The organism is Dulcicalothrix desertica PCC 7102, from assembly GCF_003991905.1.
Classification (GTDB): domain Bacteria; phylum Cyanobacteriota; class Cyanobacteriia; order Cyanobacteriales; family Nostocaceae; genus Dulcicalothrix; species Dulcicalothrix desertica.
The window spans coordinates 447,559-465,966 of the sequence record NZ_RSCL01000006.1 but is presented as its reverse complement, the minus strand read 5'-3'; the positions used below and the strand labels follow the sequence as shown (position 1 = coordinate 465,966).

Here is an 18,408-nt window from a genome sequence, read left to right as displayed (position 1 = left end):
CGCTTCCGAAAAGAGGACGCTAGAATTAAGCTCAAAAGGGTTTATCCTACACCCCAAAACTAATGACATGGAACACTAGTTAGCTGCGTAACGCACCCTACGTTTGTAAATGTGCCGAGGAGTCATGTATATTACAATAAGATTAAGAAATGTAAATTTTATAGAAATAACTTAAACCCTGATAGAGATGAGCCAAACAGCTTTAAATTTAGTTGCCATATCAATTTTTATAATGACGGTATCGAGTTTACTGGGTCCACTGGTACATTTATCGCCTGCGGTACCTGCGGTTGCTACGGTTACAATTCTTGGTATAGCCACACTCGATAGCTTTGCGCTGCAAGGAAAAGGTGGAAACGTTTTTTTAGATTGGATTGCTAGTTTTTCTCCAGCACATCGTGAACGTATCGCACATCATGAAGCTGGGCATTTTCTAGTGGCAACTAAGTTAGGCATTCCAGTTGTTAGTTATACTCTGAGCGCTTGGGAAGCTTTAAAGCAGGGACAAGCGGGACTTGGAGGTGTAAGTTTTGACGATGCTAATTTAGAATCTGAACTAAATCAACGTCAAATTTCTGCTCAAAGCTTAGACCGCTACTGTACAGTATGGATGGCTGGAATCGCAGCAGAAACTTTAGTTTACAATAATGCCGAAGGTGGCGCCGATGACAAGACAAAGTTAGTGGCACTATTAAAAAGCTTAGGTTTTTCAGAATCGACATTCAACCAGAAGCAAAGGTTTTGTATGTTGCAAGCAAAAACTCTGCTCCAAGAAAACTGGTCAGCATATGAAACGCTAGTAAACGCAATGAAACAGCGCGCGTCAGTAGAAGAATGTATAAAAGTGCTGAGTAATGAGTGCTGAGTGCTGAGTGCTGAGTAATGAGTGCTGAGTAATGAGTAAAAAGTGATAAGTTTTAACTCCCGAACTCCTAACTCTTTACTCTTCAGTACTACCTCAGCACTCAGCACTCAGCACTTTCTACTTTAAGAAGAGACTGCGTGCAGATGAGGTGTTCTCGAAACATAATCACAACCAATAACTTTGTTACGTCCAGATGCTTTGGCTTCTAATAGATATTGGTCAGCGCGATGTAGTAGGCTAATTCCTTTCGTGTCGTCTTCTACACGCAAACAAGCTGTTCCAAGACTTATAGTAACGTTGATAGATAAAGCATTATTAATCGCAAATGGCTGGTCGCTAACTATACAGTTTAAGCGTTTGGCCACTTTAAGCGCTTCCTCACAAGTCGTATTGCCTAATATAATTACAAATTCCTCACCACCATACCGAAAAGGTACGTCTTGAAACCGCAAGTTATGTTTTATCCGCGTACATAATAACTGTAATAATCGGTCGCCTACCAGGTGCCCATATGTATCGTTGACCTTCTTGAAATAGTCTACGTCAAGAATAATCAGACTAAGCGGCAAAGAAAGCGAACGCGCTTTGTGAATTTGTTTCGGTAAGTCCCATTCTAATGCACGTCGGTTGTTTAACTCAGTCAACGCATCTGACAGTGCAATCGCGCTGAGTAAGTCATTCGTGCGAATCAGATCGCGGTACTTTTGGGCTTTTCGTAAACCTACTGCTAGTTGAGCTATCAGTAAGTGTTCTTTAGCTGGAGATTTAACGAAGTTATCTTCAAAACTATTTTCTGAAAGCCACCAAATGTAAGCATCGGCGCCTTGACGCAATGCCGCTGACATCATTTGTGATTCCCATAAATCGTCACAATTCGCTTTATCGGAAAGAATATGCGAACGGTCTTCTAGTAAAATACAGTAGATCCACGATAACTTGGTTTGCTCCTTTAGCCAACAGCACAATTCCATACTGCCATCGGAACTAGCTTGTACCAAAATTACATCTGGCGGTGCAATTTGTATTTTCGACACCGCTTGATTTAAGTTGGCGATAGCTTCGATGCTAAAAGCAGGTGTATCACGGATCTGATCCGGAAGCGTTTCGAGAAATATTTTACTTCCAAAGACCAGAATGGATATATTCATTACTTTGCTTTTTGCCCTATTTAATTTAATACTGGGTGTATCCTGCTTTCCTTACCTAGACTCGTTAAAAACAGTGCTTACTAGGCAGTATTCTTAACGATGGGAATTACCCTGTATTTTTTGCTTTGGCAGTGGGTAGTACAACCTTTGTTCAAATCAAATCACCTCTTTACTAGTAAACATACTCAAATATAGCGTTGAATCTTATGCTACCTACTGTCGGCTTTTACTTATTTTTTTTAAACAGTAAAAATACTGAATATTATACATAAGTATGTCAGTATTACTGTAATTTCCAGAATATACGTAAGGGCAGATAGTTTTTGAAATATTACTTTATTAGCTATGCCTTACTTAAGAGTGTCAAGTTTGTGTTTTCGTTAATCGTGGCAATGTTTACATCTCTATATAGTAGTGAGAGTAAAAATTAGATTTTACATTACGTATAATATACTATTGGCTGCTAGACAAGCTAGTAACCAACATCAATTTTCCTTGTTACATCCTATTCGATTTATCTATTTATACTTTATGCAATGGGACATAAGTATCTAAAATTTGGCGTATAAACCCTAAAATAATTAATGCTGCAATCAAGTTTTTGCAAACCTTCAATAGCACTTGTTGTCAATCAAGTACTTATTGCAACAAAATTATTAGCTGTGAGTATAGTTAAATAAGCAAATAAGAATAATTAACTCCCACAGAAACCTGGTTTTTAGGATTTTTGCGTAAGTCCTGGAATAATTAACTTCCACAGAAACCTGGTTTCTACCCATTCATTGTCGCAGACAAATCGTCGTTTTTATTAGAAATTATCGATCAGGAAACCAGGTTTCTAGGATTATTGATAGCCTTCAATTGTATATCCAGCAGCAACTATTGCTTGTTTAATAGATTCTTCTGATGCCGAAGATTCTATAGTAACGGTTTTTGCATCGACATTAACATCTACCTTTGCGTCGGGTTCTACAACATGAACTGACTCAGAAATAATTTCGGCACAATCGTTACAAGAAATATCAGGGACGTTTAATTTGAGTGCCATTTGCCTTCCTCTTTGCTTAGTGGTTTGCGGTTTAACGTTGATTTTTATTGCTTTTCGCTCTATCGGCGCCGTTTCGGCACGACTGCCTTCACACCATTTTAATAACGTAAGGTTAACCTAACAATCTAACTAAAGTAATGTTCTTGTGACACCTACTAAAAAACCTGATAAAAACTGGTAATAACGAATAAAATCACTACCATCATCAGTTACGGAGCCACGGTGACTGCTCCTATATTCGTAACAGAAGCTCGTTCTCGTTCAAGTGGAACTTGACCTTCAGTAGGTTTTGCCTTTCCTGTTCTCCTACCCGCAGACTTATTGCTACCTCCCAACTTTCGTTTTTTATGGGTCTTTTTCTGCGATTCATTTACTAAGGAATCTAATAAGAGCCGAAGTACGGTATCGAGTTCAAACAACTGCGGTCTGCGGATACAAAACTTTTTCAGCCATGCCGATATTTTTCGCCATCCTCCCGCAAATCCCCCATCTTTTGAATCCTCCGGTTCAAAGAATGAAGAAAGAATTTTTAACCATTTCTGGGGGATAAATTCTTTGAAACCCATAGCTCTTCTCGCGATTACCATTGCGGCAGCACTCGCACTATTTAAACCATATTTCCCCATATATTTAACCATTCCAATAACACTGGTCATAAATGGAGATTTAAATAATATTTCTATGCCAAATTTTTCTGCCCTAACAACAAGATAAGAACGAAATTTATCATAAACAAACCCCGATAACATTCGGTTATATTCTCTACTACCACTATGCCTCAAATGATTCTTCTTTGTTGAGAAATCAAGATTCTCGCAGGCAATAGGACATTGATAAACTTGTGCTAATTTAACGATTTCGCACACAAAATCTCGCAGTCGAGCTTCTTTCTGCCCAGTGGTACCTGTTGGAATTGGGAAACTTAGGGCATTACGACATTTTTTAGGATTGCCGTCACGTTTTATGTAAATTACATCAATAGTTTCTGCATTTAAGTCAATTCCAATACAACCATTATTGATACTAGAAATAGTCGGAACGTCTTGAACATAAGTAGTTAAATGAATATACCATTGGTCGTTTTTATGTTCGCGCCGAAAACATTGAACTGTTACTGGTTTTCCAGACTCTAATGCATAAAGTAAATTATGCTTACGTTGTCCTGAAACTTCAAATTTAAGCCTGACCGTATCTCCGTATTTAGCGCGTAAGAATCTAGGAACAGTAAAACAAACACTAAATATATCGTTGTTTATATAAAATATTTTAGCTACAGGATTGTTACCCGAAACTGAGCCTTTACCTACACTGTAGAAGTTTCCACCACGCTTTTTTTCCCAATCTATACGCCATTGCTCATGAGATGAGTATCCATTCTCTTCTAAATGATATTGAGCATTAAACAGCTTAGAACTACCAAAACAGATATGTAGCCTTTTCGCAATTTCTAATTCTTCCTTCTCAATTTTTTTACGCTCAAGTCTACTTATTTTTGACTTCGTACCCATTAACCTATGAGCAAACCCTTTCATATTCTTACGTGTTGGGTTTGCTAACTGTTGCTCCATTAATTCAATTGTGTCATTAACAGATTTCCAACCTGCTCTTAAGTCATCATCTAAAGCTTTTATTTTTAAAGTGCGCGCGGTTGTGAGTTGGTCAAATGTCCCTTTCGCATCACTGGCGACTGAATCAGCCCATGCCCAATCAATATCAAACTTTTCTTGAAAAGTCTTTTCAACATCATCTTCTGATTTACCACTTTGTAACTCATTTAGTGCTGTACGCATTATTGACTGATATTTATCACCCCAATCTGACAGGAATGAGTGATAAGGCAATTTTGCTTCAACTCCAATTCGTAATTGTGCAGTACGTGTGCCGTCAGGATTTTTAGCTTTTGAATAAGAGCGATGTGTTAACTCACTCAACAACGACTTTCCCATATTATAACTGATCGACCAACAGTTGTTTATTTCATCTATATTTTAACAGGCAATATTTATTTTTCAACCATATTTTGCTATTTTCATATTTCTTTACTTTTTCCATTTTTGACTTAAAATATGTTTATAGTTTAGTTTATTGAAATTCAGATTATTTCTCATTCCTTTGTTTAATTGTTAGATTTATTACATGCAAACGCTGGAATGTAGATTTGGAAGAATTTTCCAGGTATAATAGCATACTGGTAAAGATTAATAGTTTTTACTAGATTTTAGTAACATAAACACGAGCAGTAAGGAATATTTGCGCTTCGGGGGGGCGCCAGAAAGAAAGCTGGTTCATATATAGTTACAACCCATAACTTTAAGGCAAAATATAAGAAATAAGTCCCAGTTTAAACGAAGCCCGTAAATCATGTCTTTTAAACCTCAGTACCTAAGTGGTAGCGACATCCGCACCAAATTTCTAGACTTCTACGCGAGCTTAGAACACTCTATTCTTCCAAGTGCCTCTCTCGTACCAGAAGACCCCACGGTACTGCTGACTATCGCGGGGATGCTTCCATTTAAACCAATATTTTTAGGGCAGCGTACTCCTGAATTTAAGCGTGCAACAACTTCACAGAAGTGTATTCGCACGAACGATATAGAAAACGTGGGTGTCACTAAACGTCACCACACGTTCTTTGAAATGTTGGGTAATTTCAGCTTTGGTGATTATTTCAAAGAACAAGCAATTGCATGGGGTTGGGAAATCTCTACAAAAGTATTCGGTTTACCTCCCGAACACTTAGTTGTCAGTGTATTTGAGGAAGATGATGAAGCTTTTGCAATTTGGCGTGACCAAGTAGGTGTTACCCCTACACGGATTATACGGATGGGCGCCGACGATAATTTCTGGAATTCGGGACCAACGGGGCCATGTGGTCCATGTTCAGAAATTTACTATGATTTTCATCCCGAACGTGGTGACGACAATATAGATTTAGAAGATGACACGCGGTTTATCGAGTTTTACAACTTGGTGTTCATGCAATACAATCGCGATGCCGAAGATAATTTAACACCACTAGCGAATAAGAATATAGATACAGGGATGGGTTTGGAGAGAATGGCGCAAATTCTCCAACAAGTTCCCAACAACTACGAAACTGATTTAATTTTCCCCATTATTAAAACTGCGGCAGACATTGCAGGAATTGATTATAGTACTGCCGACGAAAAAACCAAAGTCTCACTAAAAGTCATTGGCGACCATGTACGTGCGGTCGTACATATGATAGCCGACGAAATCCGCGCTTCCAACACTGGACGTGGGTATATATTACGGCGCCTAATTCGTCGTGTAGTGCGTCACGGTAGATTAATAGGTATATCAGGAGAATTTACAACCCAAGTAGCAGAAACAGCAATTGCACTTTCTGAGTCAGCTTACCCAGGTGTACGCAAGCGCGAAGATGCTATAAAAGCTGAGTTACAGCGCGAAGAATCACAATTTCTCAAAACACTGGGCAACGGCGAAAAACTTCTTGATAAAATTATCGCTGACCTCAAGCAACAAAATGGCGCCGTCATTAGTGGTAAAAATGCCTTTGACTTGTACGACACCCACGGGTTTCCACTTGAACTTACCCAAGAAATAGCAGCAGAAAACAACCTGACAGTTGATGAGGAAGGATTCCTTTATGAAATGGAGGAACAGAAAAAACGTGGACGTGAAGCACACGAAACTATCGATTTAACTGTACAAGGTAGCATCGACAAGTTAGCAGAGAGTATTAACGTCACAGATTTTGTTGGTTATACCGAACCTGTAGCAACAGCAAAAATTGAAGCAATATTAATAGATGGTATTGCAACTGAAGAAGCAGAAGCAGGCGCCGAAGTACAAATTCTTCTTAGCAAAACCCCATTTTATGCTGAATCAGGTGGACAAATAGGCGACCGAGGTTATATTACAGGCGATGGTATAGTTGTTCGTGTAGAAGATGTCAAAAAAGAATCAGACTTTTTCGTTCACATTGGACGTGTTGAACGCGGTACTATTCGAGTCGCTGATACAGTCACCGCTCAAATCGACCGTGCATGTCGGCGCCGTGCCCAAGCAAATCATACAGCAACACACTTACTCCAAGCTGCATTGAAAAAAATAGTCGATGACAGCATATCTCAGGCAGGTTCGCTAGTATCTTTCGATAGATTACGCTTTGACTTTAATTGTCCACGCGCACTAACACCCGAAGAAGTACAACAAGTCGAAGAACAAGTAAACAACTGGATATCAGAAGCACACCCTGCCAAAATTGAAATATTATCCTTAGCTGAAGCAAAAGCAAAAGGCGCCACAGCAATGTTCGGTGAAAAATACGGCGAAGAAGTTCGAGTTATAGACTTCACAGGCGTTTCGATGGAATTATGTGGTGGTACACATGTCAGTAATACTGCTGAAATAGGTGTATTTAAAATCATTTCAGAAACTGGTATTTCAACAGGTGTACGTCGTATCGAAGCAGTATCTGGTGCCGCAATATTAGATTACTTAAACGTGCGCGATAAAGTAGTCAAAGACCTAAGCGACAGATTTAAAGTAAAACCCGAAGAAGTACCCGACCGTGTTACTGCATTACAAAACGAAATCAAAGCAGCACAAAAAGAACTAGGAACTTTAAAAGGACAACTAGCTTTTTCAAAATCTGATAGTTTACTAGCTAACGTCGAAACCATTGGTGACTTCAAGTTACTAGTTGCTCGCATCGATGATGTAGATGCAGCTTCGTTACAAACTGCAGGTGAAAGACTACAGCAAAAACTAGGCGCCAGTGCTGCTGTAGTATTAGGTTCGGTACCCGAAGAAGGTAAAGTTACTTTGGTTGCTGCTTTTGGTAGTGATGTTAATAAAAAAGGCACCCAAGCAGGTAAATTTATTGGTGGTATCGCAAAAATTTGCGGTGGAGGAGGAGGTGGAAGACCTAACCTCGCTCAAGCAGGTGGACGTGATGCAAGTAAATTACCTGAAGCTTTAGAAAAAGCTAAAACTGAATTGAAAGCTAGTTTGGGTTAATTTGTTAATGGGACGGGCAAGGATGCCCATCCCACAAGATTATCTGTCATGCTGAGGAACGAAGGGCGCAGTTTTCCCGTTATCCGGAGGATATCCCGAAGGGTAGGGTAGCATCTATTCTTGTCATGCTGAGGAACGAAGGGCGCAGTTTTCCCGCAGGGTAGCATCTTAAAAATTTTGATTTTGTTTAAAAGTAAAGTTATAACCCGCTTTTGGGCAAACTGTAGGTTGGCAACACGGTAGCGGGAACCCAACGTTTAAATTATTGAGTCACGAAGCATCAACATAAGCTGTAGGTTGGGTTGAGGTTAAACTTTGTCACGTAGAGATCTTGTTTAGCTTTAACAAATTAAACTATATCTATATAGTGGTTATGGCTATGTATAGCACACCATTTTATTTTATTAAAATATTTCACTAAAATGGCAAATAAAGTTCACCTACAGAGATTAGCAGAAGGAGTCACTGCTTGGAATGAGTGGCGAGAGGAAAATCCTGACATCGATATTGATTTAAGTGATGTTTGTCTTGTCAAGGAAATATCTAAAAGGCATCGTAAGCAGGTAGAAAGAATTTTAGCTTCCCTTATTTCCTTGCTTGTAACACTTTTCCTAGATAAATACCAAGTTATAGAAAATTTAGTCAAATTAATTAGTAATAATTTGTCGTTGGACTTAACATTATCTGCGACAGTAAATTTACTATTATTTTTTATTATTCGTACTTTTATTTTTATAATTATTACGTTTACAGTCGTTTTTTCTTTACACCCTATATTGAATATTGCTGAACAAAGACAAAGCTTAAAAAATATAAATTTCAAAGCCGTAAATTTGTATAAGACTGATTTAAGAGGAATTGATTTAAGTTTTGCTGAGTTGAGTGAGACAAATTTAGAATATTCAAATTTGAGTTATGTAGAAGCTATAGGTACTAATTTTAGTCAAGCAAAATTGACAGGAATATGTATAGCTAATTGGAATATTAATTCATCAACTAATTTAAATAATGTTAAGTGCGATTACATCTATGAATTCTTTAACGAAAAATTAAGAATACCAGAAAAGCGTCGCCCTTCTAATTCAAATCGTAATTTTAAACCTAATGAGTTTACACTCACTTATCAAGTAAACGAAGTAAATATAGAGTTGAAAAACTATGTAAATCTTACCAGATTACAAGAACTTAAATCTATTTCTAATTTATCTAATAAATTTGATTTATCAAAACTTCTTCAGTATTGCGAAGAACTTAACAAATCTTTTGACAATGATTGTTTACTAAGTGTACCAATGCTTGTAAGAGCTATTACTGATCATGTACCACCGATATTTGAACAATCAGAATTTAAGCATGTAGTTGCTAACTATAAAGGAAGTAAAAGTTTTAAAGAATCTATGAAAAATTTAAATGAATCATTACGTAAAATTGCTGATTCACATTTACATACACATATAAGAAGTAAAGAAACTCTTCCTAATCAAACGCAAGTCAACTTTTCTCAAGATTTGGATGTATTGCTTGGAGAAATATATAGAATTTTAAAGTAAAAAAATTATAGAGACCAATTTTTTATAGCAAGCTTATACCATTTTTATGTGAAGATGCACATTATTTTTCTTAGCCCCCCTTATTAAGGGGGGTTGGGGGGATTTAATTAGTTGCAGCTTCATATTAAATCGGTATTATAATCTAGTTGTTAGATTATATTGCAACTTTATCGAAATATTATTTAATGTACAACACAAAACGTAAAAATTTAATAAATTTAAAATATATGGCTAAAAATTGTAGTATGATCAAACTAAAATAATTATTAGGGGAATAGGCATCCTTGCCCGTCCTTTCACATCATTTTTGTCAGGGGCGGGCAGGGATGCCCGCTCCACAAGAGACAAGAATTTATTTGATGAATGATAATAGTTGATAGATTAATTGAGATAAGCCTACTAAGACAACTCCAAAAATGCCTGATAACAAAGCAAAAAAAGTAACTAGTAAATGATTATTTGCTAAGTTAAATCCTAGAATAGGCGCCGATGGCAAAATTGGCAGTAACAATAGTACGAGCGCAAACGTTACCCCGACAATTATAAATAAATGTTTTTCAAAAATAATTTGCTTATATTGAGCGTAAAATAAAACACCTAAAATTATTATCGCAAATATTATGCCAATTTTGGCTAGTAAATTGTTAAAAAATACTGCTAATAAACCAATTTCAAAACCTGTTACAAATGGTGTAACCAACCAATCTAAAGTAGAAAAATCTTGTTGACTAACTGGTGTTTTTTGTTTTAAAGCGTCAAGAACATCTTTTGCCGACTGAAATCTGTCAATTGGTTTTTCCTTGAGCATTCGTTCTATAATTCTGGCATTTCTTTCGTTAATATTAACTGAAAGGCGCCAGTTCCAAGTACCTGTATAAGCATCAATAAAGCTTGTAGGTGGTTTGCCAGTCAGTAACAACAAGCAAGTTGCGGCAAGAGCATACAAATCAGATGAAGGAAAAATTGCGCGTCCATCAAGTTGTTCGGGTGGTGCAAAACCCGGTGTGTAAACATTGGTTATAGATACCGATGACACATCAAGCGTTGAGTTAGCATCTTGCTGTTTACCTGTTGCAACAACCTGCTTAACGGCGCCAAAATCTACAAGATATAATCGACCATCGCGCGCACGCATTATATTAGATGGTTTAATATCACGATGAATAGAGTTATTGTTGTGGGCAAAATCTAATATATGTAAAATAGCTTCTAGCACTGCAAAAACCTCAGCCTCAGTAAATTTAGCTTTACGAGACAATTCTTGCTCTAGGTTTTCACCATCAATATATTGTTGTACTAAGTAAAATAACTCAATAGGTTCTTCTATTTGTAATTTAAAACGACCAGGATTTATGGCAAAAAACGCATACAAATCTGGAATCTGGGGATGGGCGCCTAATTTCTCTAAAGCTTCAGCTTCACGATGAAATAGCTGTGTAACTTTTTTAATCTGTTCAAGTTTTAAGCTAGGTGATGGCTGCAACTGCTTAACTATACACTCACGCATTCCCGGTGTTCGACGGTCATAACTTAAAAAAGCGGCGCCGAACCCTCCTTGCCTTAACTTCTTTATTGGTATGTAGCGACCATCTAGAATTAACGGCATTCCACAAGTAATGCAGTATTGTTGAGAAATATTCTTAAGGACAGAAGCATCATCTAATTCAGGAAAAGAGTTTATCGGTTTCGGGCAGCTAGGACGAGTGCAACAAATATCCAAACTATCCTCCAGAAGCTTTCATGGCGTGTAACTATATACTGCTCCTACTGAATATCTATACATCAAGATAATTCAGAACAATATTTAAGACGTTACAAACTCACTATATATTTCATATTTTTACATTTCTTAATAAAAATATATATTTATTAAAATTTTAGCGCAAAATTTAATACATGTGGCACAGGCATCTTGCCTGTGCAGTCAAACTTTATACTAGTGCAGGGAAAAACAACAATTAATTAATGTTTGATGTAATTTTATGGGCGGGCAGGGATGCCCGCTCCACAAGAAAGAGAGTGTATTATTTAGTGTCTTGTACTAGTTTGAATGAATATTCAGAATTGGGTTTATTCGTGTCAGGCGCCGTTACTTGGACTAATTTTACTCTATCTTTGGGTGTGCTGCTGATGTCACAATCAAATTGTAGAGTTTCACCAGAAGCTGCGGTAGCTTTAAAATCTTTTTTACAGATTTGTTCTTGGATGGCTTCACGGTAAACGTTACGATTTTGCGCTTGTATACCTTTGAGTGCTTCAATAAAAATTTGTGCAGCGTCATAAGAAGTAGCTGTTTGCCAAGCTAAGTCTATTTTTCCACCCCACAGTGATAAGGCATCTTGATAAAACTTGTTTTGTTCAGTAAGCTGTGTAGCTACAGCCATAACCATTCCTTCAGCTTTTTCTCCTTGAGATAGAGTGATGCTTCTATATAAGTTACTAACATCGCCGATTAATTGTACAGATTTACCTGAACTTTTTGGAGGCATTGCGGATATTATATTTAAGGCGCTTTCTCTGGAGTTGAAGTTAGGTAGTATTAATATTGCTTCGGCGCCTTTTTGAATGACTCTATCAACTTTGCCTTTATCGAAGAATTTATCGTCTAATGTCGCTATATCAATACTATCAATAACTTCTCTGCCTTGCGATTTGTTTTCAAAAAACTTCATAAAATCTCTTCTTAGCTCTTGGCTATAAGTGATTTCTTTTGAAGAGTCATAGAAAATTGCAACTTTTTTAATATTTTGACTTTCTAAATAATCAGCTAATTGCTTTTGGGCAATTTCTGAATCTGTATCAGTACGGAATACATAGCGTTTGCGATTATCGGGATTCAATGCATAATCGCTTCTATTCAGGTCAGAATATATGCCAGTTGGGGCAATAAATACAACCTTTTCTTTAGCATATAGCGGCGCCGCAATTTTGCTAACTGGGGTTAAACGATGACCGATGACACCAATAATATTTTTATTACTTATTATTTGTCTAGCAACGTTCGCAGCATTGTCTCGATTATCATTATCATCAACAATTAATAATTTAATGCGTTTGCCGTTGATTCTTTTATCGGGTTGATTAATTTCTTCTTGTGCTTGTGCAAACCCACGTAACATCTCTAACGCATTTGCAGGGTGTCGATTGGTGCCACCTCTGTTAAAGTTATTTTGAGGAATAGCTGGGACTGCCACGGCAATTGTATATGCTTCCTCGGCGCCAATTTTAGCATTATTTAAATAAATTCTTGTTTCTGGTGCATTTCGCTGTATAGTCAAAGCTTCTTCAAAATATTTCACAGCTTCAGGATAGTTTTTATTAGCCATTGCTCTAACACCATTTTCTTTGGCACTTTGGAAAGCAGGATTATCAACAGCTATTTCCCGTTTTAATAAAATTTTATCACCAATACTCATCTGTACATCTGAATGAGCTGTGCTTTCTGACAAACTACCCGCATTAGATGTATTTGTGGGAGATTGGGTGATATTTTTTAAACTCCAAAATCCAATTCCTAAAATAACAGACGCAATAGCTATTGCTATATTCAACTTGATAAAGTCTTTATTATGTTGCATAGTAATTAACCTTTAGATATATAAGTGTCATTCTGAGTGTAAAACTGTCATTAGTCGCGTAGAGAAGAATCTCTATAAATTTCGATATTTATTAGATGCTTCACTACGTTCACCATGACAATTGTTAATATTTATTAGATGCTTCACTACGTTCACCATGACAATTGTTTTTCTTAATGAACAAAAGTAAGTAGTTGATAAATCAGTTGAGATAATCCAATTAAGAGGATGCTGAAAACCCCTAATAAAAAAGCAAAAAACGCTACAAATAAATGATTATTAGCTAAATTAAAACCTAAAATAGGAACAGATTGTAATGTGGATAGCGACACCAGCACAAACGTAAATGTGCCGCCGACAATAATAAATAAATGTTTTTTATTGAGAATTTTTTTATATTGAGCATAAACCATAACAGCTAAAACAATAGCAACTATACTAAGCCCTATTCCTGGAAATAAATTATTTAAAAATACTGCTAAAAGACCAATTTCAAACCCTGTTAGAAAAGGCGCCATTAACCACTCATAACTAGAAAAATCTGAAGAGTGTTTGCTTTTTCGTAAAGCAGTAAGCGCTTCAGATGCAGACTGAAATCTTTCAATTGGCTTTTCTTTGAGCATTCTTTCTAGAATATTAGCAAGCTTATCACTAATATTTACAGAGGGGCGCCAGTTCCAAGTATTTGTATAAGAATCTATAAAAGATGTTGGTTGTTTCGCAGTTAGTAAAAATAAACAGCTAGCGGCAAGAGCATATAAATCTGATGATGGAAATACTGCACGTCCATCCGTTTGTTCGGGTGGTGCAAAACCAGGTGTGTAAACATTAGTAACTGCTTCAGAGGGCATATTACTTGTAGAATTTTCGCTACTGTGTTTTGTTCCAACAGCGACAACTTGCTTAACGGCGCCAAAATCAACAAGATATAACTTACCGTCGCGTGAGCGCATTGTATTAGATGGCTTAATATCCCGGTGAATAGAGCCATTATTATGGACAAAATCTAAAATTTCTAAAACAGCTTCTAGTACTGATGTTACTTCAGCTTCCGAAAACTTGCCCTTGCTGTAGAGTTCTTGTTCTAAATTTTCACCATCGATATATTGCTGCACCAAATAGAACAACTCAATAGGTTCTTCACGAGTGGGAGGTTCCAACGCAAAAAACGCAAACAACTCTGGAATTTGCGGATGGGCGCCAAGTTTCTCTAGAACTTCGGCTTCGCGATGAAAAAGCTGTGTAACTTTTTTAATTTGTTCAGGCTTAAAATTTACTCCGGGCTGTAACTGCTTAACTACACACTCTCGCATTCCCGGAGTACGACGGTCACAACTCAAAAAAGCGGCGCCGAAACCACCTTGCCCCAATTTTCTTATGGGTACATAGCGACCATCTAAAATTAACGGCATCCCGCAACTTACACAAAACTTTTGCGGAACATTCTTAAGAACAACAGCATTATCTAAATCAGGAAAAGAGTTAATCGGTTTTGGGCAGCCAGGACGAGTGCAACAAATATCCAAACTATCCTCCAACAGCTTATATGGTGTGTAACTATATACTGCTCCTATTTATGTATCTATTCATAAACATACGTCAGAACAATATTAACTACGCTACCCACTCACTATATCTATTCATAACTTTATATTTCTTAAAATATATTCACTCTTCTTAAAATCCAAACACAAACCTTAACATATCTTGTGGCATAGGCATACGAACTGCAGGATTAAAGTAAGTAAAATATCTATCATAAGAGTGATGTCAGCAAGCAATACCCCTAAGTAACGTAAATTAGTATATGACAACACAAATTTTAACAACTGACTTCTGAATTTCTTCAATAATATAAACCCTCGCACCTAATGGAGAAAGGTCATGATTAAAGTCAACCTGGTGCAAATACAAAAAAAATTGAAAGAAGTTAATTACCCAATTAACAAAAAAGATTTGATAAAACATGCTGACGAAAAAGGTGCTAATGAGAAAATTCTTAGGTTTTTCAAGCAATTACCTTTAAGAGATTATCAAACAGCAACTGATGTAAGTGAAGCTCTCAATAATCTTGACTCATAAACGCGCGTGTTGTAGAGACCGAATTAATTCGGTCTCTACGCGAATATAATTTTTGACAAATTATATAGTCTGTATACATAATCCACGTTATCCCAATATAAATCATTTAGCAAATAAGTATGAAATTTGCAGACGCAACAACTGCTGATTTTCCAAATTTTGAGAATAAACCTCTAAACCCAAATTTGTGTGAACCAAGAAAAATTAACTTTCAGTTTAATAACATTCCAAAACTTTGGTTGAATAATAATTCTGCTCTAACTCATTTTTTTAATGCGATGAATTTATTTCTACCTGCATTTGAAGGATTTATGGTGCGGGTAATGAGAAATCAATTACCTCGTATTCAAAATACAGAACTAGAGGCGCCAATTCGGGGTTTTATTAAACAGGAAGCAACTCACGGACAAACGCACCAAAAGTATAACAAAATACTTGAAGCTCAGGGTTACAAATTTAAGACAGCATTAAAAATAGCCGATTTTTTCTTTACTGAAGTATTAGAAAAATACTTAAGTCCTAAAATGTGCCTAGCTTTAATTGCAGGTTTTGAGAACATGACAACAATAATATCTTATATTGTTCTTAAATCTAATATGCTTGTAACTGCCAACCCAACAATGCGTTCGTTGTGGGAATGGCACGCTGCTGAAGAAATAGAACATAGTGGACTAGCGTTTAAATTTTTAAATTATGTAGATAATCGCTATCGGATACGTATATTAGGAGGTTTGTTAGGAACTGTAATGGTTATTGGAGCTATCGTAGTTGGTATGGCATTGTTAATAATGCAAGACCAAAGCTTAACAAATCAAAAAACATTTCATGATTTGAGAAAATTCTTGTTTACTGAGTACAAATTTTTACCATTAACCTTAAAACATTTGACTCCATACTTTAAATTAGAATTTAATCCGAAATCAGAGGATTTATATCAGTATGGTGAAAAAGTTTTCTTAAATATTTAAAGTATGTTATTTTCACACTAAGAAAGTCTCTGAGCAAAACACCCAGAGACAATGCGGCATGAATATTAGAGGAATTCAAAACTCGAAAAACTAACTATTGGAGTTGAAAAGCTGCTGTTTCTGAGTTTTGGAAGCTTGCATAATTTGTTGTACTTGCTCTTGCTGTTCAGATGAAAGATTTAAGCTACTAACAGCTGCACGCATTTTTTGACCAGAAGCTAGCGCAGTTTGAAACTGTTGTTGCTGCTCAGGTGTCAAAACTGCTGAAACTTCTTGCAAAGTATTGCGCTGAACCTGTTGTAATTGAGATTGTTGCTGTGGTGTCAGCTGTTGGTTTGTCTTTTGACCACCTGGACAAGCAAACGCCGCAACAGGAAGGCCCACAGCAAACATAGCACCAGCTAACACGGGTAAAAATCTCAGCTTCATCGAAATCTCCTGAAAATATAGAAGAGGTAGATGATTACTACTGTGAGAGATAAAAATGACAACAATATGTCAAGCTAAATAAATTTAAGAATATTTTCGGCGCAATCAGTCATACAGTCACTGGCATCGTCCCCTATCACGAAGTACTAGCTTCTATTAGATATTAGTATTTTGATCCCCCCTGCTTTTTAAGACTTGTGTGTACACCGTAGCGCGATTTCGGGGGGGTTGGGGGGGATTCTTAAGTTCACATCAAAAATGTCAAACTAACTAAATTTACAAATAATTTCGGCGCCAATTTTTATAACTTTTATATCACTATGATTCATAACCCACTGCAAACCCCGTATATTGTCTAACAAATGGTTCATGAAAAGCCAAAACTATATCTTCTTTTGGAACTCCCAACCTAACTAACTCATTAGCCATCCCAACCTCAGTTCCATCATGTTGAATCCAAATTTTTCCATCAATTATATCTAAATGTAAAACACACCCGTACATCCGGCGCCTATTTTCCCACCCAGCATAAACCACTTGATAATGGTCACGTACAGTATCAAAAACTAACTCTGATTTAACCTCACTATCAGAAGAACCTTCGTTAACGTAATCGGTTAACACTTGTTGAATATATTTCCGGTATAGCTCTATTTTTTCCATTCTATAATCTCCTCTTTTTTCGGGTCATAAATCATTAATTCAATCTGGAGTTGTTGAATAACTTTTTGCACAAATTGTAGTTGAAAAAAAGTTTGATAAGTTCCAAACGGAACAGCTAAATACAAAGCACGCTCAGGTTGTTTTTCTTCTAATGCTACGCGGTAATTATAAAATTGACCAACAGCAGTATGAAATTCAGTAATATTTGACGGATTAATAAAACTTTTAATTTCAACAGCTATTTTCTCTCCTTCTTTTTCTGCTGCTATTACTCTTTCCGCTCCTAAATCTATTTGCATCTCAACCCCACCAGCTTTAATCGTGAATGGGTCTCCCGTAATCACCCAGCCTTCCTTCTCAAGAGCTTTACGAACTGCATAGTGAAAGACATCTCTAGCCATCCAATAGCAACCTATAATCTAAAATCTATTTCCAATAATATTATAAGTATAGCAAAAACACTTTAAACTAGCTTAATTTTAGACGCGCTCCTTTTAGAGGTTGTTTGAAAAGTCTAAAAATATACATCAAACCCCTCTCCAAACCTCTCTCCGTATCGGGGAGAGGCTTTAAAAAGCTTATATTATCGTTCCCCTTCCCTCGCGCGGGTTGGGGTTAGGGGTTAGGTTTTGGTAAATATTAATACTTTTCAAACATCCTTTTAGCCTTAAAACACCGTGGGGCGCCAAACCAAGTTTTTATGAATATTATTAGTAATGCTATTGACGCATTGCTTGCGTGCGATAAAAAGAAAAAACAAATTATTATTCAAACAAGTATATCTAATAATGAAACAATCGAAATTAAAATTAGTGATAACGGGTCAGGTATTCCAGATGAAGTCAAACATAAAATATTCAACCCCTTCTTTACCACCAAACCCGTTGGACAAGGTACCGGATTAGGTTTATCTATCTGCTACCAAATTATGGAAAAACACCACGGGAAAATCTCTGTTTCCTCCCAACCCAGAGCAGGAACCGAGTTCTTACTGTCTTTACCTTTGAAAATTGGAGTAGGAGCGGCGCCTGTCATATTAAAATAGCAGTAAACTTAACTGTTTTATTTTT

Annotated in this window: 15 protein-coding genes; 6 read left to right on the top strand and 9 right to left on the bottom strand. The window is 36.7% G+C overall.

Going from position 1 to position 18,408, the window contains the following annotated elements; translation table 11 throughout:
- Nucleotides 1–187: 187 nt before the first annotated feature.
- The gene (locus tag DSM106972_RS15740) at nt 188–865 is read left to right on the top strand and encodes a M41 family metallopeptidase (protein WP_127081578.1); all 678 of its coding nucleotides are present in this window, start codon (nt 188–190) and stop codon (nt 863–865) included.
- Between the two features lie 122 nt (nt 866–987).
- Here the strand turns inward: DSM106972_RS15740 and DSM106972_RS15735 are convergent, their stop codons facing one another.
- From DSM106972_RS15735 to DSM106972_RS15725, 3 genes are all read right to left on the bottom strand, one after another.
- Entirely contained in the window at nt 988–2,013 is a 1,026-nt protein-coding gene (locus DSM106972_RS15735) for a GGDEF domain-containing protein (protein ID WP_127081577.1), read from the bottom strand.
- Between the two features lie 844 nt (nt 2,014–2,857).
- Nucleotides 2,858–3,061, bottom strand: coding sequence for a heavy-metal-associated domain-containing protein (locus tag DSM106972_RS15730; protein ID WP_127081576.1), 204 nt, complete (start codon nt 3,059–3,061; stop codon nt 2,858–2,860).
- Nucleotides 3,062–3,270: 209 nt separating this feature from the next.
- Entirely contained in the window at nt 3,271–5,007 is a 1,737-nt protein-coding gene (locus DSM106972_RS15725) for an SSO2105 N-terminal domain-containing protein (protein WP_186538509.1), read from the bottom strand.
- 415 nt (nt 5,008–5,422) lie between these two features.
- On the opposite strand from DSM106972_RS15725, the gene alaS reads away from it, so the two are divergent.
- Both alaS and DSM106972_RS15715 read left to right on the top strand, forming a co-directional pair.
- On the top strand, nt 5,423–8,068 hold the full coding sequence (alaS, locus tag DSM106972_RS15720) for an alanine--tRNA ligase (protein ID WP_127081575.1): 2,646 nt from the start codon (nt 5,423–5,425) through the stop codon (nt 8,066–8,068).
- Nucleotides 8,069–8,490: 422 nt separating this feature from the next.
- Entirely contained in the window at nt 8,491–9,618 is a 1,128-nt protein-coding gene (locus DSM106972_RS15715) for a pentapeptide repeat-containing protein (protein WP_127081574.1), read from the top strand.
- Nucleotides 9,619–9,970: 352 nt separating this feature from the next.
- Here the strand turns inward: DSM106972_RS15715 and DSM106972_RS15710 are convergent, their stop codons facing one another.
- The 3 genes from DSM106972_RS15710 to DSM106972_RS15700 all read right to left on the bottom strand — a co-directional run bounded on the left by DSM106972_RS15710 (nt 9,971) and on the right by DSM106972_RS15700 (nt 14,722).
- Nucleotides 9,971–11,338 (bottom strand): serine/threonine-protein kinase, encoded by a 1,368-nt coding sequence (locus DSM106972_RS15710; protein WP_170213578.1) that lies wholly within the window; start codon nt 11,336–11,338, stop codon nt 9,971–9,973.
- 304 nt (nt 11,339–11,642) lie between these two features.
- Nucleotides 11,643–13,196: an ABC transporter substrate-binding protein gene (locus tag DSM106972_RS15705; protein ID WP_127081573.1), complete on the bottom strand. Its 1,554-nt coding sequence runs from the start codon at nt 13,194–13,196 to the stop codon at nt 11,643–11,645.
- Between the two features lie 173 nt (nt 13,197–13,369).
- Nucleotides 13,370–14,722, bottom strand: coding sequence for a serine/threonine-protein kinase (locus DSM106972_RS15700; protein WP_127081572.1), 1,353 nt, complete (start codon nt 14,720–14,722; stop codon nt 13,370–13,372).
- A 358-nt stretch (nt 14,723–15,080) separates the two neighbouring features.
- Between DSM106972_RS15700 and DSM106972_RS15695 the strand changes: the two genes are divergently transcribed.
- Together DSM106972_RS15695 and DSM106972_RS15690 are read left to right on the top strand one after the other, a co-directional pair.
- Complete coding sequence (locus DSM106972_RS15695) at nt 15,081–15,278, top strand: DUF2795 domain-containing protein (protein WP_127081571.1); 198 nt, start codon at nt 15,081–15,083, stop codon at nt 15,276–15,278.
- 119 nt (nt 15,279–15,397) lie between these two features.
- Nucleotides 15,398–16,246, top strand: coding sequence for a metal-dependent hydrolase (locus DSM106972_RS15690; RefSeq protein WP_127081570.1), 849 nt, complete (start codon nt 15,398–15,400; stop codon nt 16,244–16,246).
- A gap of 90 nt (nt 16,247–16,336) precedes the next feature.
- On the opposite strand, the gene DSM106972_RS15685 is transcribed toward DSM106972_RS15690, so the two are convergent.
- From DSM106972_RS15685 to DSM106972_RS15675, 3 genes are all read right to left on the bottom strand, one after another.
- Entirely contained in the window at nt 16,337–16,675 is a 339-nt protein-coding gene (locus DSM106972_RS15685; RefSeq protein ID WP_073621141.1) for a hypothetical protein, read from the bottom strand.
- A gap of 318 nt (nt 16,676–16,993) precedes the next feature.
- Nucleotides 16,994–17,338, bottom strand: coding sequence for a XisI protein (locus DSM106972_RS15680; RefSeq protein WP_127081569.1), 345 nt, complete (start codon nt 17,336–17,338; stop codon nt 16,994–16,996).
- Complete coding sequence (locus DSM106972_RS15675; RefSeq protein WP_127081568.1) at nt 17,326–17,739, bottom strand: XisH family protein; 414 nt, start codon at nt 17,737–17,739, stop codon at nt 17,326–17,328. Before DSM106972_RS15675 ends, DSM106972_RS15680 begins: the two co-directional genes overlap by 13 nt.
- A gap of 299 nt (nt 17,740–18,038) precedes the next feature.
- Between DSM106972_RS15675 and DSM106972_RS15670 the strand changes: the two genes are divergently transcribed.
- Complete coding sequence (locus DSM106972_RS15670) at nt 18,039–18,383, top strand: sensor histidine kinase (protein WP_127081567.1); 345 nt, start codon at nt 18,039–18,041, stop codon at nt 18,381–18,383.
- Nucleotides 18,384–18,408: the final 25 nt, after the last annotated feature.